This is a genomic window from Massilia sp. Soil_C_3 (assembly GCF_057657035.1).
In genome coordinates, this window is the sequence record NZ_JBDGJG010000001.1 from 582,229 (window position 1) to 606,268 (window position 24,040).

25 protein-coding genes are annotated in these 24,040 nt (G+C 66.6%); 20 read left to right on the forward strand and 5 right to left on the reverse strand.

What is annotated here, in order from left to right; genetic code table 11:
- The first annotated feature begins 16 nt into the window (after positions 1 to 16).
- From AC3A6F_RS02570 to AC3A6F_RS02605, 8 genes are all read left to right on the forward strand, one after another.
- Entirely contained in the window at positions 17 to 1,162 is a 1,146-nt protein-coding gene (locus tag AC3A6F_RS02570; protein WP_487678389.1) for a DegT/DnrJ/EryC1/StrS family aminotransferase, read from the forward strand.
- Positions 1,159 to 2,196, forward strand: a complete 1,038-nt coding sequence (locus tag AC3A6F_RS02575) for a ketoacyl-ACP synthase III (RefSeq protein WP_487678391.1) — start codon at positions 1,159 to 1,161, stop codon at positions 2,194 to 2,196. The genes AC3A6F_RS02570 and AC3A6F_RS02575 overlap by 4 nt, the downstream gene beginning before the upstream one ends.
- A 5-nt stretch (positions 2,197 to 2,201) precedes the next feature.
- Complete coding sequence (locus AC3A6F_RS02580; protein WP_487678392.1) at positions 2,202 to 2,432, forward strand: acyl carrier protein; 231 nt, start codon at positions 2,202 to 2,204, stop codon at positions 2,430 to 2,432.
- Between the two features lie 2 nt (positions 2,433 to 2,434).
- On the forward strand, positions 2,435 to 3,481 hold the full coding sequence (locus AC3A6F_RS02585) for a ketoacyl-ACP synthase III (RefSeq protein ID WP_487678393.1): 1,047 nt from the start codon (positions 2,435 to 2,437) through the stop codon (positions 3,479 to 3,481).
- A gap of 2 nt (positions 3,482 to 3,483) precedes the next feature.
- Positions 3,484 to 4,242, forward strand: coding sequence for an SDR family NAD(P)-dependent oxidoreductase (locus tag AC3A6F_RS02590; protein ID WP_487678481.1), 759 nt, complete (start codon positions 3,484 to 3,486; stop codon positions 4,240 to 4,242).
- Positions 4,233 to 4,871, forward strand: a complete 639-nt coding sequence (locus AC3A6F_RS02595) for a NeuD/PglB/VioB family sugar acetyltransferase (RefSeq protein ID WP_487678394.1) — start codon at positions 4,233 to 4,235, stop codon at positions 4,869 to 4,871. Before AC3A6F_RS02590 ends, AC3A6F_RS02595 begins: the two co-directional genes overlap by 10 nt.
- A gap of 1 nt (position 4,872) precedes the next feature.
- Positions 4,873 to 5,895, forward strand: coding sequence for an aromatic ring-hydroxylating oxygenase subunit alpha (locus AC3A6F_RS02600; RefSeq protein WP_487678395.1), 1,023 nt, complete (start codon positions 4,873 to 4,875; stop codon positions 5,893 to 5,895).
- A gap of 167 nt (positions 5,896 to 6,062) precedes the next feature.
- Positions 6,063 to 7,184, forward strand: coding sequence for a class I SAM-dependent methyltransferase (locus AC3A6F_RS02605; RefSeq protein WP_487678396.1), 1,122 nt, complete (start codon positions 6,063 to 6,065; stop codon positions 7,182 to 7,184).
- Between the two features lie 28 nt (positions 7,185 to 7,212).
- On the opposite strand, the gene AC3A6F_RS02610 is transcribed toward AC3A6F_RS02605, so the two are convergent.
- From AC3A6F_RS02610 to AC3A6F_RS02620, 3 genes are all read right to left on the reverse strand, one after another.
- Positions 7,213 to 8,073, reverse strand: coding sequence for a hypothetical protein (locus AC3A6F_RS02610; RefSeq protein WP_487678398.1), 861 nt, complete (start codon positions 8,071 to 8,073; stop codon positions 7,213 to 7,215).
- Positions 8,074 to 8,160: 87 nt separating this feature from the next.
- Complete coding sequence (locus tag AC3A6F_RS02615; RefSeq protein ID WP_487678399.1) at positions 8,161 to 9,012, reverse strand: flagellin N-terminal helical domain-containing protein; 852 nt, start codon at positions 9,010 to 9,012, stop codon at positions 8,161 to 8,163.
- Between the two features lie 198 nt (positions 9,013 to 9,210).
- Complete coding sequence (locus AC3A6F_RS02620; RefSeq protein ID WP_487678400.1) at positions 9,211 to 11,409, reverse strand: O-linked N-acetylglucosamine transferase, SPINDLY family protein; 2,199 nt, start codon at positions 11,407 to 11,409, stop codon at positions 9,211 to 9,213.
- Positions 11,410 to 11,685: 276 nt separating this feature from the next.
- On the opposite strand from AC3A6F_RS02620, the gene AC3A6F_RS02625 reads away from it, so the two are divergent.
- Both AC3A6F_RS02625 and AC3A6F_RS02630 read left to right on the forward strand, forming a co-directional pair.
- Entirely contained in the window at positions 11,686 to 12,780 is a 1,095-nt protein-coding gene (locus tag AC3A6F_RS02625; protein WP_487678401.1) for an NAD(P)/FAD-dependent oxidoreductase, read from the forward strand.
- Between the two features lie 201 nt (positions 12,781 to 12,981).
- Complete coding sequence (locus AC3A6F_RS02630; RefSeq protein ID WP_487678402.1) at positions 12,982 to 13,767, forward strand: alpha/beta fold hydrolase; 786 nt, start codon at positions 12,982 to 12,984, stop codon at positions 13,765 to 13,767.
- 21 nt (positions 13,768 to 13,788) lie between these two features.
- On the opposite strand, the gene AC3A6F_RS02635 is transcribed toward AC3A6F_RS02630, so the two are convergent.
- Positions 13,789 to 14,712 (reverse strand): LysR family transcriptional regulator, encoded by a 924-nt coding sequence (locus AC3A6F_RS02635; RefSeq protein WP_487678403.1) that lies wholly within the window; start codon positions 14,710 to 14,712, stop codon positions 13,789 to 13,791.
- 130 nt (positions 14,713 to 14,842) lie between these two features.
- Here AC3A6F_RS02635 and AC3A6F_RS02640 point away from each other — a divergent pair, with 130 nt between their 5' ends.
- The 3 genes from AC3A6F_RS02640 to AC3A6F_RS02650 all read left to right on the forward strand — a co-directional run bounded on the left by AC3A6F_RS02640 (position 14,843) and on the right by AC3A6F_RS02650 (position 17,023).
- Positions 14,843 to 15,178, forward strand: a complete 336-nt coding sequence (locus AC3A6F_RS02640) for a nuclear transport factor 2 family protein (RefSeq protein ID WP_487678404.1) — start codon at positions 14,843 to 14,845, stop codon at positions 15,176 to 15,178.
- Entirely contained in the window at positions 15,175 to 15,966 is a 792-nt protein-coding gene (locus tag AC3A6F_RS02645) for an SDR family oxidoreductase (protein WP_487678405.1), read from the forward strand. Before AC3A6F_RS02640 ends, AC3A6F_RS02645 begins: the two co-directional genes overlap by 4 nt.
- A gap of 85 nt (positions 15,967 to 16,051) precedes the next feature.
- Entirely contained in the window at positions 16,052 to 17,023 is a 972-nt protein-coding gene (locus tag AC3A6F_RS02650) for a LysR family transcriptional regulator (protein ID WP_487678406.1), read from the forward strand.
- Here AC3A6F_RS02650 and AC3A6F_RS02655 read toward each other — a convergent pair.
- Positions 16,980 to 17,738, reverse strand: a complete 759-nt coding sequence (locus AC3A6F_RS02655) for an RNA polymerase sigma factor (protein WP_487678407.1) — start codon at positions 17,736 to 17,738, stop codon at positions 16,980 to 16,982. The two genes, AC3A6F_RS02650 and AC3A6F_RS02655, sit on opposite strands and share 44 nt — an antisense overlap.
- A 282-nt stretch (positions 17,739 to 18,020) precedes the next feature.
- Here AC3A6F_RS02655 and AC3A6F_RS02660 point away from each other — a divergent pair, with 282 nt between their 5' ends.
- From AC3A6F_RS02660 to AC3A6F_RS02690, 7 genes are all read left to right on the forward strand, one after another.
- Positions 18,021 to 18,626, forward strand: a complete 606-nt coding sequence (locus AC3A6F_RS02660; RefSeq protein ID WP_487678408.1) for an RNA polymerase sigma factor — start codon at positions 18,021 to 18,023, stop codon at positions 18,624 to 18,626.
- A complete protein-coding gene (locus AC3A6F_RS02665; protein WP_487678409.1) occupies positions 18,623 to 19,342 on the forward strand; it encodes an anti-sigma factor in 720 nt (239 codons plus the stop codon). The genes AC3A6F_RS02660 and AC3A6F_RS02665 overlap by 4 nt, the downstream gene beginning before the upstream one ends.
- Positions 19,324 to 20,193, forward strand: a complete 870-nt coding sequence (locus AC3A6F_RS02670) for a PP2C family protein-serine/threonine phosphatase (RefSeq protein ID WP_487678410.1) — start codon at positions 19,324 to 19,326, stop codon at positions 20,191 to 20,193. Before AC3A6F_RS02665 ends, AC3A6F_RS02670 begins: the two co-directional genes overlap by 19 nt.
- Positions 20,194 to 20,261: 68 nt before the next feature.
- Entirely contained in the window at positions 20,262 to 21,287 is a 1,026-nt protein-coding gene (tssA, locus tag AC3A6F_RS02675; protein ID WP_487678411.1) for a type VI secretion system protein TssA, read from the forward strand.
- 95 nt (positions 21,288 to 21,382) lie between these two features.
- Positions 21,383 to 21,925 (forward strand): type VI secretion system contractile sheath small subunit, encoded by a 543-nt coding sequence (gene tssB, locus AC3A6F_RS02680; protein WP_487678412.1) that lies wholly within the window; start codon positions 21,383 to 21,385, stop codon positions 21,923 to 21,925.
- Between the two features lie 3 nt (positions 21,926 to 21,928).
- Positions 21,929 to 23,434, forward strand: a complete 1,506-nt coding sequence (tssC, locus tag AC3A6F_RS02685; protein ID WP_487678413.1) for a type VI secretion system contractile sheath large subunit — start codon at positions 21,929 to 21,931, stop codon at positions 23,432 to 23,434.
- Positions 23,435 to 23,543: 109 nt separating this feature from the next.
- Positions 23,544 to 24,035 carry an Hcp family type VI secretion system effector gene (locus AC3A6F_RS02690; RefSeq protein WP_109344719.1) on the forward strand — a complete coding sequence of 164 codons (492 nt, stop codon included), beginning with the start codon at positions 23,544 to 23,546 and terminating at the stop codon, positions 24,033 to 24,035.
- Positions 24,036 to 24,040 lie beyond the last annotated feature (5 nt).

Genomic DNA, 24,040 nt, shown 5'->3' on the forward strand with positions numbered 1-24,040 from the left:
GGAGGGAGCAGATATCATGGGAGAAGACATGAACCAGCGCAAGCCGATCTATGTGACCCAGCCGGAAATGCCGCCGCTGGAACAGTTCCATGCTTATCTTGAGCAGATATGGGACAACAAGATCTTGACCAACGGTGGTCCCTTCCACCAGCAACTGGAGGAGGCGCTGTGCCGCCACCTGGGCGTCGAGCACATCTGCCTGTTTGCCAACGGTACCCTGGCGCTGCTGACGGCGCTGCAGGCCTTGCGCGTCACGGGTGAAGTCATCACCACGCCATACTCGTTCGTGGCGACCTCGCACTCGCTGCTGTGGAACGGCATCAAACCGGTATTCGTCGACGTCGATCCCGATACGCTCAACCTCGACCCGCGCCGGATCGAGGCCGCGATCACGCCCCAGACCACCGCCATCATGCCGGTGCATTGCTATGGACAGCCGTGCGACACCCGCGCCATCGGAGCAATCGCCGATAACTACAATCTGAAAGTGATCTACGACGCGGCCCATGCCTTCGGCGTGCAGCACGAGGGGGCGAGCGTATTGAGCAGCGGCGACCTGTCGGTGCTGAGCTTCCATGCGACCAAGGTGTTCAACACCTTCGAGGGCGGCGCCATCGTGTGCGGCGATGCGCGCACCAAGCAGCGCATCGATCGCCTCAAGAATTTCGGCATCGTCGACGAGACCACGGTGGTGGCGCCGGGCATCAACGGCAAGATGAGCGAGATCAACGCCGCCTTTGGCCTGCTGCAGCTCAAGGGCGTGGATGCCGCGATCGCGGCGCGCGGCCGGCTGGCGCGTAGCTATACCGAGGCCCTGGCCGGGGTGGCCGGCATCCGCTGCGTGCGGCCGTGGGCCGCAGCCGTCGGCGACGCCGGACATGCCAACAACTTTTCGTACTTCCCGATCCTCATCGGTCCCGACTACCCGCTCAGCCGCGACGCATTGCATGCGCGGCTGAAGGAGCACGACATCATCGCGCGGCGCTACTTCTATCCGCTGATCTCAAGCTTCCCGATGTACCGCGACCTGCCCTCTGCGGCCCCGGGCCGGCTGCCGGTCGCGGCGTGCGCCGCCGAGCAGGTGCTGTGTCTGCCGATCTATCCGGCCCTGGTCGACAGCGACCAGCGCCGCATCATCGACCTGATACGGGAGGCCGCATGAAAATGCATGCCGCCATCGCCGACCTGGCCGGCTATCTGCCAGAAGCACGGCTCGACAACGAGGAACTGGGCCGCCTGTATCCGGGCTGGGGCGCCGACAAGATCTTCGAGAAGACCGGCATACGCAGCCGCCGCATCGCCGCGCCGCACGAGACGGCGGGCGACCTGGCCTACCATGCCGCCGAAAGGCTGTTCGCCCGCGGCCGGGTCCGGCGCGAACAGGTCGACTTCGTGATCCTGTGCACCCAGGCGCCCGATCATGTGCTGCCGACCACCGCCTGCATCCTGCAGGACCGGCTCGGCCTGGCCACGAGCGTCGGCGCGCTTGACGTCAACCTGGGCTGCTCCGGCTTCGTGTATTGCCTGTCGCTGGCCCGTGGCCTGGTCGACAGCGGCGCCGCGCGCTGCGTGCTGGTGCTTACGGCGGACACCTATTCGAAGTACATCCACCCGCTCGACAAGAGCGTGCGGACGCTGTTCGGCGATGGCGCCGCCGCCACCGCCGTGGTGGCGCGGGAGTTCGCCGCGACACGGGAATGCGCGATCGGGCCCTTCGTGTTCGGCACCGACGGCCGCGGGGCCGACAAGCTGATCGTCCAGGCCGGGGGATTTCGCACCCCGCGCGGCAAGGACACGGCACGCGAAACCAGCGACGAATCGGGCAATGTCCGCTCGCAGGAGCACCTGTATATGGCCGGCGCCGATATCATGGCGTTTTCGTTGCGCGAAGTGCCGCGCGCGGCCACTGCGCTGCTGGACAAGGCGCAGGTCGCGCGCGAGGCGGTCGACTACTTCGTGCTGCACCAGGCCAACCGCTTCATGCTCGAATCGCTGCGCAAGAAGATGGGTGTCGACCCGGAGCGCTTCCCGATTCATGTCGAGGAGTGCGGCAATACGGTATCGTCGACGATTCCGCTGACGCTCGAAGCGATGCGGGAGCAGGGCTGTTTCGAGACCCCGAAGACTTTGATGCTGCTTGGTTTTGGCGTAGGATTTTCCTGGGCTGGCTGCCTGTTAACCTTAGAACTGGAATAAAAAAAATGAGCAAATTTTACGAAGGCATGGCCGAGATCTTCGAGGTCGACCCGTCCCGCATCACCCCTGGATTTGAATTGAACAGTGCCGAGGCGCAGTGGGACTCGCTGGCGCTGGTGTCGACCATCGCACTAGTCGACGATTGCTACAACGTCATGCTCGACGGCAGCGCGCTGGCCGCGTGCGCAACGATCGCCGATATCGAAGCGCTCATCGCCCAGGCCGCGAAAGGCTGACCATGAGCGGGGGACGTGAAGCGAAGGTCACCGGCGCGCGCATCGCCGGCCTGGTGTCCTGCCTCCCGCGTGAACGGGTGGACAACGCCGGCTTCGCCGAGCGCTTCGGCCAGGCCGCGGTCGACGAGGTCGTCAAGATGATCGGCGTGCAGTCGCGCCGCCGCGTGGCGCCCGGCGCCACGACGCGCGACCTGTGCCGCGCCGCCGGGGCGCGCCTGCTCGCCGGCCTGGACTGGTCCCTGGACTCGGTCGACGCCGTGATCTTCGTCTCGCAGACCCCGGACTACCGGCTGCCGGCAACCGCCTGCGGGCTGCAGGCCGACCTGGGCCTGCCGCCAGGCTGCATCGCCTTCGACGTCAACCTCGGCTGCTCCGGCTATCCTTATGGCCTGTGGCTGGCCCAGGGCATGGTCGCCGGCGGCGCCGCCCGGCGCGTCCTGCTGGCAGTGGGCGACACCGTCAGCCGCATCGTCGATCCGCAAGACCGCGCCACCGCCATGCTGTTCGGGGACGCCGGCACGGTCACCGCGATCGAGGCCGATCCGGCAGGCGAGGCATATTTCATCCTCGGCAGTGACGGCCGCGGCGCGGCCAACCTGATCGTGCCTCAGGGCGGTTTCCGCGAGCACGTGGCGGGCGCCGATCCGCGCCTGGACGGGCGCGACCCGGCCAGCCTGTACATGGACGGCGGCGAGATCTTCAACTTCACCTTGCGTTCGGTGCCGCCGCTGGTGGCGCGCACCCTCGAGCTGTCCGGTGTCGGCGTCGACGGCCACGATGCCTTCCTGTTTCATCAGGCCAATCTGTTCATGCTGAAGCACCTGGCCAAGAAATCGAAGCTGCCGGCCGAAAAAGTTCCGTTTAATATCGAGCACTACGGCAATACCAGTTCGGCTTCGATTCCGCTCCTGATGACGACCGACCTGGCCGGGGTGCTGCGCGCCGGCTCGCAAAGGCTGGCCATGTTCGGCTTCGGGGTCGGCTATTCGTGGGCTTCCGCTTCCTTGAACGTGGGCCCGCTCCTGATATGCGAAACGGTCGAAACATGACGATTAATTCCGATAACAGCCTGGCTGGCGGCACCTATCTCGTGACCGGCGCGTCGTCCGGCATTGGCCGCGCCACGGCCGAACTGCTCGCGCGCCACGGCGCGCGCGTGATCGCGGCCGGGCGCGACGCCGCCCGCCTCGACGCCACGGTCGCCGCCCTGACCGGCGCCGGCCACGTGGCCGCCGGCGCCGCGCTGCAGGACGCCGACGGCGCCGCCGACTGGGTCAAGTCGCTGGTCGAGGCCCACGGCCCCCTGCAGGGCGTGTTCCATGGCGCCGGCATCGAAGCCATCCGGCCGGTGCGCCTGCTGCGCCAGCAGCAGGTGAACGAGGTGATGGGCGGCTCGCTGTTCGCGGCGCTCGGCATCGCGCGTGGCCTGGCCGGACGCGGCGCCATGCCGGACGGCGCCTCGCTGGTCTTCATGTCCTCGGTCGCCGGTTCCTCCGGCCAGGCCGGGATGGCCGCCTATTCCGCGGCCAAGGCCGGGATCGACGGCATGGTGCGCTCGCTGGCGTGCGAGTTCGCGCCGCGCAGGATCCGGGTCAATGCCATTGCCGCCGGGGCGGTGCTCACCCCAATGCACGAGCGCCTGGCGCGCGCCGGCACCGAAGCCTCGATGCAGGCCTATGAAGGCCAGCACCTGCTGGGCTTCGGGGAGCCAGGCGATGTGGCGCAGGCCGCAGCCTTCCTGCTCGGACCCGGCAGCCGCTGGATCACCGGCACCACGATGGTGGTCGACGGAGGCTATCTATGCCGCTGAATCAAGGACGCACGATCCTGGTGGGGGCGGGCGCCTTCGCCCGTGAGCTCATCGACTGGTCGTTGGACGGGGCGCTGGAAGACGGTCGCGCCTTCGATGCCTTCCTCGACAGCAGCGCCGCAGCGCTGGACGGCTTCGGCCATCGGCTCGATTATCTCGGCGCGATCGACGACTTCGTCCCGCGCGAAGGCGACCGCCTGGTGATGGCGATCGGCGACCCGGCCGCCAAGGCGCGCCTGGCGGCGCTGCTCAAGTCGCGCGGCGCGCGCTTCGCGCGCCTGGTGCACCCGCGCGCCACCGTGGCGCGCAGCGCCGTACTGGGCGAGGGCGTGGTGATCTGCCCGCAGGCGCTGGTCTCGAGCCACGCCAATATCGGCGACTTCGTCGCCATCAATGCGCTCAGCGGCGTCGGCCACGACGTGGTGCTGGGCGCCTGCTCGACCCTCAGCTGCCAGGTCGACCTGACCGGCTGGGTGAAGGTGGGAGAGGGCTGCTTCTTCGGCAGCGGCGCGCGCGTGCTGCCCAAGGTAACGGTCGGCGCCGGGGCCCGCATCGGCGCCGGCGCGGTGGTGATGCGCAATGTGCCCGAGAACGCGGTGATGTACGCGCTGCCGGCGAAGAAGCTCTGACATGGATTTCGACGCCCGACTGTTCCGTGAGCACTGGCATCTGCTGTGCCACCGCAATGAACTCCCCCAGGTGGGCGACTACCTGCGTCTGGACACGCCGCTGGGCGAACTGGTGGTGTTCAACGATGCTGGCGAGCTGGTCGCCTTCGATAATCTGTGCCCCCATCGCGGCGCGCGCATCTACACCGGCGCCGCCGGCAACCAGGCGCCGACCTGCAGATACCATGGATGGAGCTTCCACAATGGGCGCGTGACGGTGCCCGAGGCCGCTTCGTTCACCGGCTGCGACCTGACGACGGCGCGCCTGAACACCCTGCAGACAGACTGGTGCGGCGACTTCCTGTTCGTCGCGCAGGCGCCGCGGGTTCCGCTGTATCGGCAGCTGGACGGGGTCGCTGGCCTGCTCGAAAATATTTCCTTCAACATCGCGGGCCGGCTCGACCTGAACAACTACGACTTCGACTGCTACTGGGCGGTGGCGGTCGAGAATGCGCTGGAGCCTTACCATATCGGGATGGTACATCCAGACACCCTCGGGGCCCTCGAACTGGAGGCCGGCACCAACGTCTACCATGGACGTAACTCGGTGTGGACCACGCCACTGGGCAATGCCAGGGTCGTGCGGCAGCTGGCTTCCCTGAAGCGCCATTTCGCCATCGACTTCGCTTACGACGGCTATATGAGCATCTATCTGTATCCGTTCACGATGATCTCGTCGACTTTCGGCTATTCTTACTCGCTGCAGCATTTCTTGCCGGCCGCCGGAGGCGCCGGGCGCACCCACTTCAGCAGCCGGCTGCTGGGCGCGCCGGTGGCCAGTGCGCGCGCCGCCCAGCTCCTGGCGCCGCTGTTCGCCTCGACCGCCGCGATCAACCGGAAAGTGTTCGAAGAAGACCATGAGGTCTGTCGCCTGGTGCCGAAGTCGAGCTGGAGTCCGGCGCCGCTGCGCTACGCCTCGGATACCGAAGAGAAAATCGAACATTTTCGCCAGTCCTGCCGCAGCTGGCTGGCAGAAAGCGATTGAGAAAACTATCTCTGCGCTACCGGGTCAGCGACGCCGCATCGCAACGATAGTTGCGGTCCAGCCAGCCTGGGCAAAAAACGAAGTGATTACCAACACCACCATTCGCGCCGATACCTTATCGATCCTGACGAGCATCGACCTGCGATCCACCAGTTTGAGAACGGAATATGTCTTCGATTAATGCCAATTGCCAGATGTGCGACGCTTTGATGGAAAGGGTGTCCAACCCATTCTGCGAAATGCAGGCTCAGCTCTTGTATCCAGACGCCCAGGTCGAACAGTCCATCTGCACCGCTTGCCGGCATGGACGGCTCCATCATGACGTACCCTTGGACTTGCTGTACAACTCATCGGTTGCGCTGCCGACCGAATACGTCGACAGCGACATCCGGTTCGCCTTCGTCGCCAGCCATCTGGATCCGAGCTCGATCACCGGGACGGTGATCGAGTTCGGCGGCGGCCCTGGCGAACTGGCCGAGCAGGCAATGCATGCCGTCGGAAGCCAGCGCGCGACGGTGGTCGACTTCGTCAATCGCGTCGCGTCCGACCGGCTCGACTTCGTTGCCCTCGACTTCAATTCGGAGACCGCGCGGATTCCATCGTTATTCGAGGAGACGGCGAACAAGAAGAACCTGTTCCTGCTGTCGCATGTTATCGAACATCTTTTTGATCCGTCATTGCTCCTGCGTGAGCTCGCCAAGTTTCCGAACAGTGTGGCGTACGTGGAGGTGCCTGACTTCAGCGCCGAGCATGACAAATCCACGCTGCAGTTCGCGCTCAATTGCCTCGATCATCTCCATTACTTTACCGGCGAATCATTCCTCAAGCTGCTGCAGCAGGCGGGCTTTGACATTCTTGCTTTCGAAAAGCAATCGGCGCCGCGCATGCCTGCACTGCGCGCGCTGTGCGCACCGGCACGACGTCATAACGCGGTGGATGACCATCGGGCACTCTATGCCGACATCGCGGAACAGTTCAGGCACAAGATCGCCAGCGCCGCTCCCCGTGCGCAGGTCTGGGTCTGGGGACTCTCCGCATTCATGGCGCAGGCCCTGAACGATCTTGGAGAGGAACGCGCGCGCGTTGCCGGCATTTTCGATACGCGCTATCCGCACGCGGAGTTTCTCGGCATCCCGGTTCAGAAAGCGCCGGCCTTCGATGCGGCGTCGACCCAAGGCCAGCACAACCTGGTGGTGTGTGGATCGACGTATTCCGCCGTCCAGAAAGTCATCGGCATCAAGGTGAAATCGGCATTTGCCGATGCGGAGTTCTTCGCGATCACCACCTGATTGCTCTCGTACCGAGCGCTGCTGCGATTCAAGCCGTTTGGCCTGTGTCCCCGATGACCGGCAGCACCAGCGCCAGCTCGGCCACGGTCCTGAACACGGCCGGGCTCAAGGCCTGGGCCGCGGCCTCGGCGTTCTCGATCATGGCGTGGGCGCGCCCGGCCGGCAAGTGGTCGCGCAACTGCCAGCGCACGACCTTCACGCCGGCGCGTGCCAATGCTTTCTCGAGCTCCGGTTGCAGCCAGCGCAGCCGCGTCAGCGCGCGCGTGTCCGGCGCGCACAATTCGATTGCCACCCCCTGGGGCAGCGGTTCGACCTGGACCACGACCGGGCTGCCGTCGGCCAGTTCCAGCTCCAGGCGCAGGACTGCGCGCGGACGGCGGCGGCGTCCAGGGGGCTTGTCGGCCTCCTCGGCCAGCACCGTCAGGTGCTGGGCGGCCTGGCCGCCGGCGTGCACCGTGAAGCGCCAGGCGTCCGGGTGGGGCAGCTGCTGCTCGGGCGCCCGTGCCACCTGGCCCTGCTGGGCCGCGGCGAGCAGGGCCGGGGACAGCTGGCCGGCGCTGGAGGCCAGCGCGCGGCTGGTCAGCTGACTGCCGTGGTTGCGCACCTGGGCGCGCCAGGCGCGCGCCAGGGCGGCCGCGTCCTGCTGCGGATAGGCCATCTGGCGCGCCATCAGGACCTGGTCGGGACGCATGGCCGCGCCATCGGCGCCACCCTCCGGCGCGGCTTGCGGCGCGGCGCCGGCAGCGCTTGCCAGCGGCTGGGAAAAGGGCAGCGCCGGCGCGTGGTCGCCGCCGGCCAGCAGGGCGGCAGCCGCAGCGGGCGCCACTGCGCCGACCTGCAGCGGTGTCGCCAGCGGCGGGGGAAGCGGAGTAAAGATAGTGCTGGACATCGTCGATCCCGGTCAGGAATGAAAAAAGGCCAACCGCAGGGCTGGCCTTTGTAGCTTAACCCGGAGTGAGGTCCGGGTATCAGGCCATTATTGCAGCAGCGACATGACCATCGACGACTGGCTGTTGGCTTGCTTCAGCATGGCGGTCGAGGCTTGCAGCAGCATCTGGTTCGAGGTCATGTTGGCGCTTTCGCTGGCGAAGTCGACGTCCATGATCTGGCCGGTTGCAGCCTTGGTGTTGGTGCTGATGTTGGCCAAGTTGTTGTACACGTGTTCCAGACGGTTGGCGGCAGCGCCCAGGCCCGAACGGACTTTGTTGACCGACGCCAGTGCGTCTTCCAGCGAACCGATGGTGGCGTTGGCCGACGAGGTCAGCTCGGTGCCGGTGGTAGCGGCGCTGTAGTTGGCGCTGACGGCCGACACGTCCGATGCCAGGGTGCTCATGTCGCCCGACAGGTCGATGTCCATGGTTTCGCTCGACGATGCGCCGATCTGGAATTTCATCGCGCCGTCGACGGTGCCGTCGACCAGCAGGGTCGAGCCGCCGAAGGTGGTGTTCTTCAGGACGTTGGCCAGTTCCAGGCCCAGTGCGTCGTATTCCGACTGCATGGCGGTCTTGTCGTCGTCGGTCGACGATGCGTCAGCGGCCTGGGTTGCCAGGTCTTTCATGCGGATCAGCATGTTCGAGACTTCGTCCAGCGCGCCTTCGGCGGTCTGCAGCATCGAGGTCGAGTTCGAGGTGTTGCGCATTGCAACGGTCATGCCCGAGGTCTGGGCTTTCAGGCGCGAAGCGATCTGCAGGCCGGCAGCGTCGTCCATTGCCGAGTTGATGCGGTAGCCGGTCGACAGGCGGGTCTGCGAGGTCGACAGGTTTTGTTGGGTTTTCGAGATCGAATTCTGTGCCGACAGGGCGGCGACGTTGGTATGCAGGCTCAGCATTTTTTAAAACTCCTGGTGTGGGTGACTGGGTCAATCGAGCGTTCTACTCGATCTCATCAGTACAAGGCGACCGTCCTGGAGCGGGCATTAAGTGCCGTGTGGAAATTTTTTTTATTTTCTTCAACGATTTTCGTTGCAGCCTGTGACAAGGGGCGCAATGGCGCCCCTTTTCTCAAGTGAATCAATGACTTGGCGCTGTCAGGTACTGCCCTGCGCGGCGAATTTCCCGTCGTCGGCCAGGTCGGACAGCCGCACCCGCAGCGGGCTCGGCGCCTCGCCATCGCACCAGCGCTGCCAGATCCGACGCAATGCGTACTCGACGCCGGCCGCAGCCACTCCCGGATAGCCGACCACTGAATTGGTGAAGCGCTCGCGCATGCCGCCGCGCAGGGCCGACAGGGTGGCGGTATTTTCGCGCAAGAAGTTACCCAGCGCGACGAAGCTGACGTCGTCGTTGGCCAGGAAGGACGACAGGCCGAGGTGGGCCAGGAAGCAGACCGCCGCGTAGCTCGGATTGGTCGGCCCGACCGTGACTAGGGTCGGAATGCCCATCCACAGCGCGTAGCAAATGGTGGTCGAACCCGAATACGGGAAGGGGCTCAGGCACACGTCCACTTCGTGGTGCTGGGCCATGTATTCATAAGTCGCCACGCGTGGGCGCACCAGGATGCGTTCGCGCTCGATGCCTTCTTCGGCGAACCAGGCCAGCAGGCTGACTTCGCTGCCGCCGGACTGGCCGCCCAGCAGCAGTTTCGAGTCCGGTACGCCACGCAGCAGGCTGGCCCACAGCGCCACCGTCTGACGGCTGATCTTGCTGGCGCGGTGGAAGCTGCCGAAAGTGATGTAGCCATTGGTGAGCGCCGGCAGCGGATTGACGTCCGGCGCCGCGTTCGGCGGCAGGAACGGCGCGCCCAGCGGCAGGCGCACGATCTGTTCGGTGAACTGGTCGTCGTAGCGGCCTTCGGGCAGGTGGTATTGGTCGCTGAGGTAGTAATCCACGGCCGGCAGGCCGGTGGTGCCGGCGTAGCCGATCCAGCTGCACTGGATCGGAGCCGGCTTGCACGCAAACAGCGGCAGGCGGTTCGATGCCGAGTGGCCGGACAGGTCGATCAGGATGTCGATCGCATCGGCGCGCACCATTGCTTCGGCGTCCTCGTCGCTCACGCCTGCGATCGAGCGCCATTTCGGCATGTAGGTGCGCAGGCGCTCGGTCACGGCGTCTTCTTCCTGGCTGTTGCTGTAGACGTAGAGCTCGAGCTGGTCGCTGTGGCGCAGCATGCCGACGACCGGTTCGACGAAGCGGGTCACCGCGTGGTGGCGCAAGTCGGCCGAGACGAAGCCGACCCGCAGCTTGCGCGCCGGGTCGGGGTCGTTCGGGTGCGGCTGCCAACGGGCGCGCAGCGGGGTCTCCCACTTCTCGCCGAAGGCGAAGTGCTCGCGTCGCAGTTCCTCGGGGTCGAAGGTGGCGTGGCTGAGAATGAACAGCAGGGTGCTGTGGGCGGTGGCCGAGGGCGACAGCACCATCGTGCGCCGCACCAGGCGCAGCGCATCGTCCCAGCGTCCAGCCTCGAAGTAATGGTGGGTCAACGAGAACAGCGTGGCGATGCGGTCGGGGTCGAGTTCGAGGCTGCGCTCGAAGAAGGGGCGCGCCTCCGAGGCCCGGCTCATCTGCTGCAGGGTGACGCCAACTTCGCACCAGTGCTCGGCATTGTCGGGATCGAGGTCGAGCACGCGGCGCTGGATGGCCTCGGCGGCGGCATTGCGCCTGAGGGCGCGCAGGCTCTGGCCCTGGCGCGACAGCGCCTGGACGTTGTCGGGATCGAGTTCGAGCGCGCGCCCGAAGCTGCGCAAGGCGTCCTCGTGGCGGAACGCGCGGTGCTCGGCCTGGCCGCGGTCGATCCAGGCGCCGACGTGGTCGGGCGCCAATTCGGTGACCTGGCGGAAAGCCTCGGCGGCTGCCGTGAAGTCGGACGCCACGTGGCGCGCCTGGGCCAGGGCCAGCAAGGATTCGACGTCATGCGGCGCCAGCTCGACTGCACGCTGGGCGCTGTCGACCGCGTTGGCGAGCTGGCCGGACAGGCGCAGCGCCTCGCTCAGGCCGCGCTGCAATTCGGCGTCGCCCGGCTGCTTCGCCAGCGCGCGCCGGTAGCTGTCGGCGGCGCCCTGGTAGTCGCCCAGTTCGAACTGGGCCGCCGCCATCACGCCATGCAGGGCGAACAGCTTGGGATCGAGCGCCAGCGCGCGCTTCTGGACCTGCACCGCTTCGGGGTAGTGGCCGTGCTTTTGCAGCGCCATGCCGAGCAGGGCCTGGGCCTGGGCATTGCGTGGGCTGGCGCGCACCGCGCGTCGGCGCTGCTCGATTTCCTGGGCGGGGCTGGAGAAGATGGGTTTGTTCATGGCGTGTCGATCGTCGTGCGGGGCCGGCCTGGCACTACAGCTACATGCTGGGGCACAGGCCGGGGTCATCATGGGTAGGCGCCTGACGATTGTAACGTCTGAACGTTGGCTGCCATATACCTCCAGAGCAAAATATTTCCATTCGGCACAATTCCGTTGGGGAAAATCACACGCGCTATCGCTCCCTCTTCCGGTATCGGCACTTGACCTCAAGTTAGCTTGAGGATTTATAAACTGCCTATCGCCGCTGCGCGGCTCCCTCCAAGGAAGACTCACATGAACAAACCATCTGATCTGCCGGGTCTCGCCCGGCCCGCATTCGACGCCGGGCACGGCGCCATCGAGGCCGACGCCGTGATCGTCGGCGCCGGCCCGGTCGGCCTGTTCCAGGTGTTCGAACTGGGCCTGCTCGACATCCGGGCCCACGTGATCGATTCGCTGCCCGCGGTGGGCGGACAGTGCATGGAACTGTACCCGGACAAGCCGATCTACGACATCCCTGCGGCGCCGGTCCTCACCGGCCGCGAACTGACCGACAATCTGCTGCGCCAGATCGCGCCTTTCGCGCCGACGTTCCACCTGGGCCAGGAAGTCACGCTGGTGCAGCGGCGCGCCGACCGCCGCTTCGACCTGGAAACCTCGCTCGGCACGCGCTTTATCGCAAAGACCGTCATCATCGCGGCCGGCGTCGGCGCCTTCCAGCCGCGCAAGCTGAAAGTGGCCGGCATCGACCGCTTCGAGGGCAGCCAGCTGTTCTACCGGGTCAAGCACCCGGAGCGCTTCCAGGGCCGCCAACTGGTGATCTGCGGCGGCGGGGACTCGGCGCTGGACTGGGCGCTCGACTTCGTGGGCAAGGCCGAATCGGTCGTGCTGGTGCACCGCAGCGACAGCTTCCGAGCCGCGCCGGCCTCGATCGCGAAGATGAAGGCGCTGTGCGAAGCGCACGCGATGCAGTTCATCCCGGGCCAGCTCACGGGTTTCGACGTCCAGGGCGGCCGGCTGTCCGAAGTGAAGGTGGCGGGCGCCGACGGCGTGACCCGGCGCGTGCCGGTCGACGTCCTGATGGTGTTCTTCGGCCTGCTGCCGATGCTGGGGCCGATCGTGGACTGGGGCCTGGATATGGAGATGCGCCAGTTGCGGGTGCGCGACGTCGCGACGTTCGAGACGGGCGAGCCGGGCATCTTCGCCGTTGGCGACATCAATACCTATCCCGGCAAGAAAAAACTGATCCTGTCGGGCTTTCACGAGGCGGCGCTGGCGGCCTTCGGCGCCGCAGCCTACATCTTCCCCGACAAGAAAGTGCATATGTTGTATACGACGACGTCACCGAAGATCCACAAATTGCTGGGCGTGGAGACGCCGGTGTTCTGAGTAGAAAAAGTGTTTGTTGGTGCATCCAGTTCGGCGCTGGCGCCGTATGTTGAAAATTGAGGCGCCGAAATGGATGCGCAATGGGCAGTGCGGGATGACTTCCTGGGACATCGGTCGCCTCGGTCAATCGACCGATACCGTGACGATTTGTCCATCCCTATACTGGCTTCACTTACCCAACAACACCTTTAGGAGAACATCATGACCGTCAAACGCCACCTGCGCACCCTGGCCATCGCCGCCGCCTTCACTACCGCCTTCGGCGCTAACGTCCACGCCGCCGACGCCAAGGCGAGCGCCAAGCCCTCCGTCGTGATCGTGCACGGCGCCTTCGCCGACGGTTCGGACTGGGCCAAGGTCATCCCGTTGCTGCAAGCCAAGGGCGTGAAGGTCACCGCGGTCCAGAACCCGCTGACCTCGCTGGCCGACGACGTCGCCGCCGCCAAGCGCGCGATCGAGACCCAGCCGGGCAAGGTGGTGCTGGTTGGCCACTCCTGGGGCGGCACCGTGATCACCGAGGCCGGCCAGCACGACAAGGTGGGCAGCCTGGTGTACGTGGCGGCATTCGCGCCGGACGCCGGCAAATCGACCGCCGAAACCGGCGAGGGTTACCCGGCCGCCCCCGGCAGCAAGCGTTTCGTGGCCGATAAAGAAGGTTTCCTGAGCCTGCCTGAAGCCGCGATGCGCGAAGACTTCGCCCAGGACGTGCCGGCCGCGCAGGCCGCCGTGATGACCGCGACCCAGGGCCCGATCCAGGCCAAGGCCTTCAGCGACAAGGTCACCAACGCGGCCTGGAGCGGCAAGCCGTCGTGGTTCATCGTCAGCGCCCGCGACCGCATGATCGATCCCGGCCTGCAGCGCGCGATGGCCAAGAAGATCGGCGCCAAGGTCACCGACCTGCCGGCCAGCCATGTGCCGCAGCAGTCGCGTCCGGCCGATGTCGCCAAGGTGATCCTGGATGCGGTGGCCGCGACCGGCGCCAACTGAACGCGGACGGAGGGCGGACCGCTAGCCGAACGAGACGTCGAGCAGGCCTTCGCCGGCCACCCGCGACGCCTCGTCGACCAGGGCCCGCATCTTGGACTGGTGCTGGCTGCGCATCGGGAAGTAGAGGTAGAGGCCGGATGTCGCCGGTACGTAGGGAGCGAGCACCCGCACCAGGCGGCCATGGCGCAGGTCATCGGCGATCTCGATGTCGGGCAGGCGGGCGATGCCCAGGCCCTGGCGCGCCAGCTCGGCGATCATGCCGGTGTCGTTGGCGCACAGCGCCGCCTCGGTATCGAGCTGGTAGTCGGCATCCCCCTCGTGGTCACGGAAAGTCCAGGGTGGCAGGACGCCGGAGGTCGTGAAGCGGTAGCGGATGGTGCGGTGCTGCAGCAGTTCGCGCGGGTGAAAGGGCACGCCATGCCGGTCGAAGTAGGCGGGCGAGGCGACGATCGACCAGGACAGCGGGCGGCTGAGGCGGATGGCCACCATGTCCTGGGCGATCGCCTGGCCGAGGCGGATGCCGGCATCGAAGCCGGCGGCCACCAGGTCGACCAGGCCGTCGTCGAGCGACAGGTCGAAGCTGATGTCGGGATGGCTGGCGCGCATGCGCGGCACCAGCACCCCCGCCACCAGGCGTCCGAGGGCGCGCGGGGCGGTCATGCGCAGGCGGCCGGCGGGGCGGCGCTGGAATTGTTCCAGTTCCGAGAAGGCGTCCTCGATCTGGGCCACCGCCGGTTTCAGCACGGCAAGCAGGCTGGCGCCGGCGTCGGTGAGGGACACGCTGCGGGTGGTGCGGGTAAACAGCGGCACCCCGTGCTTGGCTTCCAGCGCGCGTACGCCCTTGCTGACCGCCGTGGGGCTGACGTTGAGGCGCCTGGCGGCCAGCGTGAAGCTGCGGTGTTCGGCGACGGCAAGGAAGAGGCGGATCAGTTCGAGAGAACTCATGGGGTGCTCATAGGCCGTATTTTCGACTTTCGTTATGAACTTCAGGTTTATTGAGCATATCTTTTTTGGGTCTTTTTCACCATAGTGGTGGACTCTACACTGGAAGTACCTACTTTCAAGGAGAAACCAAATGATCAATCTGCCTTCCGCCATTTCGACGTATGTCGAGGCCACCAACGCGCAGGATGCCCAGCGCGTGGCAGCCGCCTTCCTGCCTGACGCCACCGTGCATGACGAAGGCCACCTGCGCCGCGGCCGCGCGGACATCGCCGCCTGGGCCGAGGACACCGCGCGCCGGTACGGCTCCACCATGGTCCCCCTCGGCCTCGACTGCATCGACGGCAAGGATGAAGGCTACGCCCTGCGCGCCGAAGTGAGCGGCAACTTCCCCGGCAGCCCGATCACGCTCGCCTTCCACTTCGCCCTGCAGTCCAGCAGCATCGCTTCGCTGGAGATCAAGCCATGAATCACGCCATGAACAACTACGCTTTCGAAGGCAAACGGGCGCTCGTCACCGGCGGCACCAAGGGCATGGGCGAAGCCATCGTGCGTGCGCTGGCCGCGCGCGGAGCGACCGTGATCGCCCCGGCGCGCAAGCAGCCAGAGGATCCGGTGGCGTCGGTGCGCTACGTGGAAGCCGACCTGGCCAGCGTCGACGGCGTGCGCCGCCTGGTGGACACCGTCCAGGGCGAGTTCGGCCACCTTGACTTCTTGGTCAATAACGTCGGCGGATCGTCGGCGCCGGGCGGGGGCGCGCTGGCCCTGACCGATGCCATGTGGGACGAGGCGCTCCAGCTCAACCTGATGAGCGCGGTGCGGGTCGACCGCGCCTTCCTGCCGGCGATGGTGGAGCGGGGCGCGGGCGCCATCGTGCACATCACCTCGATCCAGCGCCGCCTGCCGCTGTATGAATCGACCGTCGCCTATGCCGCGGCGAAGGCCGCCCTGGCCAGCTACAGCAAATCGCTGGCCAATGAATTCGGGCCGCACGGGATCCGCGTCAACGCCGTCGCGCCCGGCTTCATCGAGACTACCGCCGCCCACGCACTGCTCGAGCGCATGGCCGAGCACGGCGGCGGCGGCATCGAGGCCGCCCGCGAACGATTGATGGACTCGCTCGGCGGCATCCCGATCGGACGCCCCGGCAAGCCCGAGGAAGTCGCCGAGCTGGTCGCCTTTTTGTTGTCGCCGCTGGCTGCCTCGGTCCACGGCGCCGAATTCGTCATCGACGGCGGCACCATTCCCACCGTATGACGTCATGAGCCTATGACGTCAACCTAATGAAAACGTTTGCAGGAGGCGCGAGGGCCTCCTGCGGACTTCCTGAAAGATCAACGCCATGAACAAGCCACTATTCCTTTCGCGCGTCGCGCCGTCCTTGCGCGGCGCCGACCTGCCCCTGCTGCTCTCGCTGAACGTGCTGCTCGAGGAGTGCAACGTCACCCGCGCCGCGGCGCGCCTGCACGTGAGCCAGCCGGCGCTGTCGGCGCAGCTGTCGCGCCTGCGCCAGCTGTTCAACGATCCGTTGCTGGTGCCGGCCGAGAGCGGGCGCGGCCTGGCGCCGTCGCCGTTCGCGCTCAAGCTGCACCGCCGGCTGCAGCCCGCGCTGGCGGGACTGAACGCGGCGGTGCGCTTCGACACCGACGAATTCGATCCCGAGACCGCGGCGCGCACCTTCAATATCGTTGCCAACAACACGGGCGCCGCGGTGATCCTGCCGGGCCTGGCGCAACGCATGCAGGCGGTCGGCAACAAGGGCTTGCGCCTGACCCTGGCCGCGCCGGCCGAGAGCGACCTGGCGAGCAAGCTCGAAAAAGGGGACGTCGACCTGTGCTTCAGCACGGCCTGCCTGCTGCCGTCGGGCCTCCTGAGCCGCGAGCTGATGACAACGCCCTATGTGATGGTGCAGCGCAAGGGACATCCGCGCGGCAAGGTCCCGGTGCCCCTGGGCGAATACTGCAAGCTGGACCACGTGAACGTGGCGCGCGACAGCAATCTGCACGGCTTCATGGACGAACAGCTATACCGGCTGGGCCACTCGCGCCATACGATGATGGCAGTGCGCGACTTCAGCGCCGTCGCGGCGATCGTCGGCCAGAGCGACCTGGTGTGCACCGTGCCGGCCTTCATCGCGCCCTATCACGATTCCTGCGTCGACGTGGTCGACCTGGCGTTTCCCTTCCTGACCTATACGCTGTGCATGGCGTGGCATCCCAGCAGCGACGGCGATCCGGGCTTGCTGTGGCTGCGCACCCAGATGCAGGAAGTCATGGAAGGCAGCCCGCGAGCGTGGGACCAGCGGGGCGCCTGAGGTCCACCCCAGGCCGCCCCTTGACCGGCGGCGCCTTGACGCCACGCCGGCGCGGCGCCGGACGCAGGTCCGACCGCAGATCGACCATCGTGCGCCGGCGCGTCGCCGTCTGTACGTTCGGCTGGACGTCCCCGGTTTCCTCCATGCATACGCGCAGCCGTTCCAGGCCGCGCCGCAACCAGCTTTTCGCCGTTCCCAGCGGCACCCCAAGATGGCATGCGATCTCGGCATGCGTCAATTCCTGGCCGAAGGCCAGCGCGATGCTCTGGCGCTGGGCCGGCTCCAGCCGCGCCATCGCCTGTTCCAGGCGCATGCGCGCCACCGCGTCAAAGACCTGGGCCCCGGGGTCGAGGTCGAGGCCATCCCTTTGCTCCACTTCGGCCAGCAGCGCCGGATCTTCTTCCGACATCAGCGAGGCGATGCCGTTGCGGTTGCTGCGCAGGATGCTGAAGGCGCGGTTCCTGACGATCGCGATCAGCCAGGTCATCGGGCTGGCCTGGCCGGGACGGAAGGATTTCGCATGCAGCCAGATGCTGAGATAGGCGTCCTGCAGCACGTCTTCCGCCAGGCTTGGCAGCCTTAACAGGCGCAGGGCCGTGTGATACAGGTAGTCGTGGGTCAGGGCGTGCAATTCCCCGAAGGCCGCGTGGTCTCCGGTTGCCGCGGCGGTGATCAGGCCCGCCAGGTGACTTTGTCGATCGTGTGCAAGGTTCATGGACAGGATCGTGAACGAAACCAAAAGTCACGGCCAATCGTATCTCCTTATGCCAAGCTATCGTGTTTAGTTATTCGATAGGGATAGGCTAATAAAAGCACAAGTGTCGTTACAATTCGTCAATACAAATTGCCCGGCGAGCGGCGGGGCGGGGACGGGGCGAACTGCGCATCCAGGCGCGCGATTCCAACGTAGCTAGACGCATGCCGACGTCAAACCGCCGGGCCGATGGCCCGGCGCGCTGGAGGCGACCGCCAACCGATCCCTTATCCAAGTACGCACATGTTCAACCACACACCGGAAAACCAGCGCCTGGTCAACCTGCTCGCACGCGTCGCGCTGCGCGACCAGCAGGCGTTCAAGGAACTCTATGACCTGACCAGCTCTCATCTGTACGGGGTCGCCCTGCGCTATCTGCGCACCGCGGCCACCGCCGAGGAAATCCTGCAGGAAGCCTATATCAACGTCTGGCAGCAGGCCGGCACCTACGCGGCCACCCTGTCTTCTCCCATGACCTGGCTGATCAGCGTGGTGCGCAACAAGGCGCTGGACCACCTGCGCAAGTTCAAGCGCGAGACGGAGAGTACCGACTCTGTCGATGCGGGCGCGGAAGGGCAGGTCGAGGCAATCGCCGAACACGCCGATCCGCACGAGCTGTTCAGCGCCGCCACCGAGGCGATGGTCCTGAAGCGCTGCGTGGCGCTGCTGGACGCGCCGCAGCGCCAGTCGCTGGCGCTGGCCTTCTACGACGGCCTGTCGCATTCCGAACTGGCCGAGCACCTGCGGGTGCCGCTGGGGACGGCCAAGGCCTGGGTGCGGCGCGGACTCGAGCGGCTCAGGAAATGCATCGAAGCGCAGCAGCAGCCCGCGACCGGGAGGGCGTCGTGAACTACGAACGGCCCGAATTGCTGGACAAGCTGGCCGGCGCCTATGTACTGGGGACGATGGGCGCGGGCGCGCGGCGCCGGTTCGCGCGCCTGCATGCGGGTTCCAGCGAGGTGCAGCGCGCGGTGGCCGACTGGCACAACCGCCTGGCGCCGCTGTACGGCGCCATCCCGGCCGTGGCGCCGCCGCCGGCGGTGTGGACGCGGATCTCGGGGCGCATCCAGCCCGGCGGCGATGCGCAACCGGCGCCGCGGATCCTGGACCGGCTGCGCAAGTGGTTCAAGCCGGCGCTCGGCTTCGCCCTCGGCACCGTGGTGGCCACCGCCTTCGTCTCGCACAATGCGCACATGTTCGGCATGCACCATATGTCGGCGGCGCTGCCCGCCAGCTACGTCGGCATCCTGCAGGACGAGGGCGGCAAGAGCCGCCTGACCGTGGGTTCGCACCGGCACGGCGAGACGATGACCATCAGGCTGCTGGCGCCGCTGGCGATCCCGCCGGGGCGGGTGGCGCGCCTGTGGGCGCTGCCCGCACACGGCGCGCCGGTGCCGATCGCGAACGTCGCCATCGCGGCCAGCGCGCCGATTCCGCTCGGCGGGCCGGCCGAGGACGTGTTTGCCGGCATAGCGCGGCTGGCGGTGAGCTTCGAGGAAGACCCCGCGGCAGCGCAGCCCACCGGCCCTTATGTATTGAGCGGCCCATGCGTCAGGTTCTGGTGAGCGCGCGCCTGGCAATGCATGCCTGCGGCATGAGCGAGGCCGGCGAGGTGCGCACGCGTAACGAAGACCGCTTCGTGGTCGACGACGCCCTCGGCCTGGTCGCCGTGGCCGACGGCATGGGTGGCCACATGGCGGGCGAGGTCGCCAGCAGCGGCGCACTGGCGGCGCTGGCCGCCAGCCTCGCCGATGGCCACGAGCGTTCGGCGACGACGGGAGAGGAGGGCGATCCCGACGCCACCGACCTCGACCTGCGCTGGAACGGCACCGTGCGCCTGCGGCGCGCTGTCGATTGCGCCAATGCGCTGCTGTACGAAGAAAACCGCGCGCGCGGCCATGCCGATGGCGACGGCATGGGCAGCACCCTGACCGGCCTGCAGTTCCTGCCGGCGCTGGGCGCCGTGCTCTCGTTCCATGTGGGCGACAGCCGCCTGTACCGCTATCGCGACGGCGCGCTGGTCCAGCTGACGCGCGACCAGACCGCCTACCAGCTGGCGCTGGAATCGGGCGCGCCCGGCGAGCTGCCGCCACGTAACCTGCTGCTGCAGGCCATCGGCCCTGCGCCCGCCGTCGCGCCCGACTTCGATTACCACGAGGTGCGCGCCGGCGACCTGCTGCTGCTGTGCAGCGACGGCCTGCATGGCTGGGTGCCGCATGCCGAGATCGCGGCGCTGCTGCGCCGCGATGAGTCGCCGCATGCGCTGGACGCGGCCTGCGCTGGCCTGCTCGGCCTGAGCCGGCGCCACGCCAGCCGCGACAACGTCACGGTGCTCTTGGCGCGCTTCGACGCGACCGGCGCGCACGACGCGAAAAATATCGATTCGCATGCGTCCAGTCGATCCGGCCTTGCGTAAGTCTTCCTGAACGACGAGCGCGGGAGCGTGATGACAGCTCCCGCCTCGTTTCAATGAATGGAAGCGCCATGAACGACCTGCTATCGACCTCTCTCGCGGACCTGGCCGCGCCACTCGACGCGCTGCTGCCCTGTGGCGAGAACCTGGAGTACGACCCGCAATTCCTGGCGCTCGAAGCGGCGCTGAACGGCAAGCCCGAAGTGCAGTACGGCAGCACGATTACGCCGGCCACGGGCCCGGACTGGAAGACGGCGGGTGCGCTGGCGCTCGAGCTGATGGGGCGCACGCGCGACCTGCGCGTGGCCGTCATTCTGACGCGCGCGCTGCTCGGGCAGGAGGGCGCGCCCGGGCTCGCCGCAGGATTGTCGCTGCTGGCGGCGCTGCTGTCCGTGCACTGGGAACACCTGCATCCGCAGCTCGACGCGGACGACGACAACGACCCGACCCTGCGTCTGAACACATTGGCGGCGCTGGTGGAGGCGGGCGGCATGCTGCGCCAGCTGCGCGACATGCCGCTGGTCGAGGTGCGCGCCATCGGCGCCTTCAGCCTGCGCGATATCGAGGCCGGCGAGCACGATGGCGCGGGCGGCGCCCCCGGGGTGGCCCCGGCAACGATCCTGGCCGCCTTCGGCGCGGCGCCGCAAGACCAACTCGCCGCCACCTGCGCGGCGCTCGACACGGCGTACGCCAGTGTGCAAGCCATCGAAGCGACGCTGGCGCAGCACCTGGGGGCGGGCGCAGGCATCGACCTGACACCTCTCGCGGCTCTGCTGTCGCGCGCGGCCGGGCAGGTGCGTCCGCACCTGATTGTCACCACCGTCATGGCCGACCTGCAGGGTCAGGCCGAGGCGGTCGATGGGGGGGGTATGCCGGCGCAGCGCGAAGGCGAGATCGCGGACCGCGCCGACGTGGTTCGGCTGCTGGACCGCCTGTGCGCCTGGTATGCGCGCGCCGAACCGTCGAGCCCCGTGCCCTTGCTGCTGCAGCGGGCCAGGGGACTGGTCGACATGAATTTTGTCGAGTTGCTGGAGGAGCTCGCCCCGGATGGACTCAACCAGCTGACGCAGATCAGCGGCGTCCGGCGCGATTCATAGAACAACGGGGCCGCATCCAGGCGATGCGGCCATCCCGATCAACCGGCGCTGCGGCGCCGCCGGGAATATCCCACCTTTGAAAATGGAGTCTTATCGTGGCTAAAGAGAGCAGTCAGAAGTTCATCGCACGCAACCGTGCGCCGCGGGTGCAGATCGAGTACGACGTCGAAGTCTATGGCGCCGAAAAGAAGGTGCAGCTGCCCTTCGTGATGGGCGTGTTCTCCGACCTGTCGGGCACGCCGGCTGAAGCGTTGCCGCCGGTGGCCGAGCGCAAATTCCTGGAGATCGACATCGACAACTTCGATGACCGCCTCAAGTCGATGAAGCCGCGCGTGGTGACGACGGTGCCCAACACGCTCACTGGCGAGGGCAATATCGCGATCGAGATGACCTTCGAGAGCCTGGACGATTTCACGCCCGGCGCGATCGCGCGCAAGGTCGATTCGCTGCGCACCATGCTGGAAGCGCGCAGCCAGCTGGTCAACCTGATGACCTATATGGACGGCAAGACCGGCGCCGAAGAACTGATGGCGCAACTGATGGGCGATCCGGCCCTGATGCAGGCGCTGGCCGCCGCACCAAAGCCGGAAGACGCCGCCGCGCAGGCCGTCGACGCCGACCAACAGCCACAAGGATAAACGATGGCCAATGCAACCCAAGAATTGAATCAGCCCGTGAATCAGCCCGCGCTGGAGGGCACGCTTGCGGCAAGCGATTTCGCGACACTGCTGCAGCAGGAATTCAAGCCGCGCACCGACAAGGCGCGCGATGCGGTCGAGAATGCCGTGCGCACCCTGGCCCAGCAGGCCTTGCAGGACGCCACGGTCGTCGGCGGCGACGTGCTGGCCACGATCGAAGCGCTGATCGCCAGCATCGACAGGAAGCTTACCGAACAGATCAACCACATCCTGCACGACAGTAAATTCCAGGCGGTGGAAAGCGCCTGGCGCGGCCTGCACCACCTGGTCAGCAATACCGAGACCGACGAGATGCTCAAGATCCGCGTCATGAACGTCTCCAAGACTGAGTTGCACAAGACGCTGCGCAAGTACAAGGGCGTGGCCTGGGACCAGAGCCCGGTGTTCAAGAAGCTGTACGAGGAAGAATATGGCCAGTTCGGCGGCGAGCCGTATGGCGCCTTCGTGGCCGACTACTACTTCGGTAACAGCGCGCCCGACGTCGAGCTGCTCACGCAGATGGCGCAGGTGTCGGCCGCCGCCCATGCGCCGCTGATCAGCGCCGCCGATCCGGGCGTGATGCTGATGGACTCGTGGCAGGAGCTGGCCAATCCGCGCGATCTCACCAAACTGTTCCAGACCCCGGAGCACGCCGCCTGGCGCTCGTTCCGCGAATCCGAGGATTCGCGCTACGTCGGCCTGGCGATGCCGCGCTTCCTGGCGCGCGCGCCGTATGGCGCCAAGACCAACCCGGTCGAGGAATTCGATTTCGAAGAGACCACCGATGCGCCGGGTGCGCGTGACTTCACCTGGGCCAACGCGGCCTATGCGATGGCGGTGAACATCAACCGTTCGTTCAAGCACTACGGCTGGTGCTCGCGGATCCGCGGCATCGAATCGGGCGGCGCGGTCGAGAACCTGCCGGTATACACCTTCCCGACCGACGACGGCGGGGTCGACATGACTTGCCCGACCGAGATCGCGATCAGCGACCGGCGCGAGGCCGAGCTGGCCAAGAACGGCTTCATGCCGCTGGTGCACAAGAAGAACAGCGACCTGGCCGCCTTCATCGGCGCGCAGTCGATGCACAAGCCGGCCGAGTACGACGATCCGGACGCCACCGCCAACGCCAACCTCGCCGCGCGCCTGCCTTACCTGTTCGCGACTTGCCGCTTCGCCCACTACCTCAAGTGCATCGTGCGCGACAAGATCGGCTCGTTCAAGGAGCGCGACGACATGGAGCGCTGGCTGACGCGCTGGATCATGCAGTACGTGGACGGTGATCCGGCCAGCTCGAGCGAGACGACCAAGGCCAAGAAACCGCTGGCCGCGGCCGAGGTGATGCTGCAGGAAGTCGAGGGCAACCCGGGCTACTACAACGCCCAGTTCTTCCTGCGCCCGCATTACCAGCTCGAAGGCCTGACCGTGTCGCTGCGCCTGGTCTCCAAGCTGCCGTCGTCCGTCGGCTGATTGTCTTGACTGATTTCGTTGATTCAAATGCGCGGACCGACAGTCCGCGCCTATCCAGGCAATACAAACCCGCCAGGGCCGGGCGCCCCGGCATTACAGGAGAAGCGACATGGCTGTAGATATGTTCATGAATTTGGACCCGATCAAGGGCGAAACGATCGACGATGAGCGCAAAGCGAAAGGCGATATGGACGTGCTGGCCTGGAGCTGGGGCATGACCCAGTCGGGCACCACCCACATGGGCGGCGGCGGCGGCGGCGGCAAGGCCAGTTTCCAGGACCTGTCGTTCACCAAGTACATCGACAGCGCCACCAATGCGCTCATGAAAACGCTGGCCACGGGCGAGCATATCCCCAAAGCCGTACTGACGGTGCGCAAGGCCGGCAAGGGCCAGCAGACCTATCTGACCATTACGATGACACAGGTGCTGGTGACCTCGATCTCCACCGGCGGCAGCGGCGGCGAGGACCGCCTGACCGAGAACGTCACGCTCAACTTCGCCAAGGTCGAAGTCGCCTACACCCCGCAGGATGACAAGGGCACGGTGGCCGGCGACAAGACCTTCACCTACAACATCGCGGGCAATAAAGCCGAAGGCTGATCCGC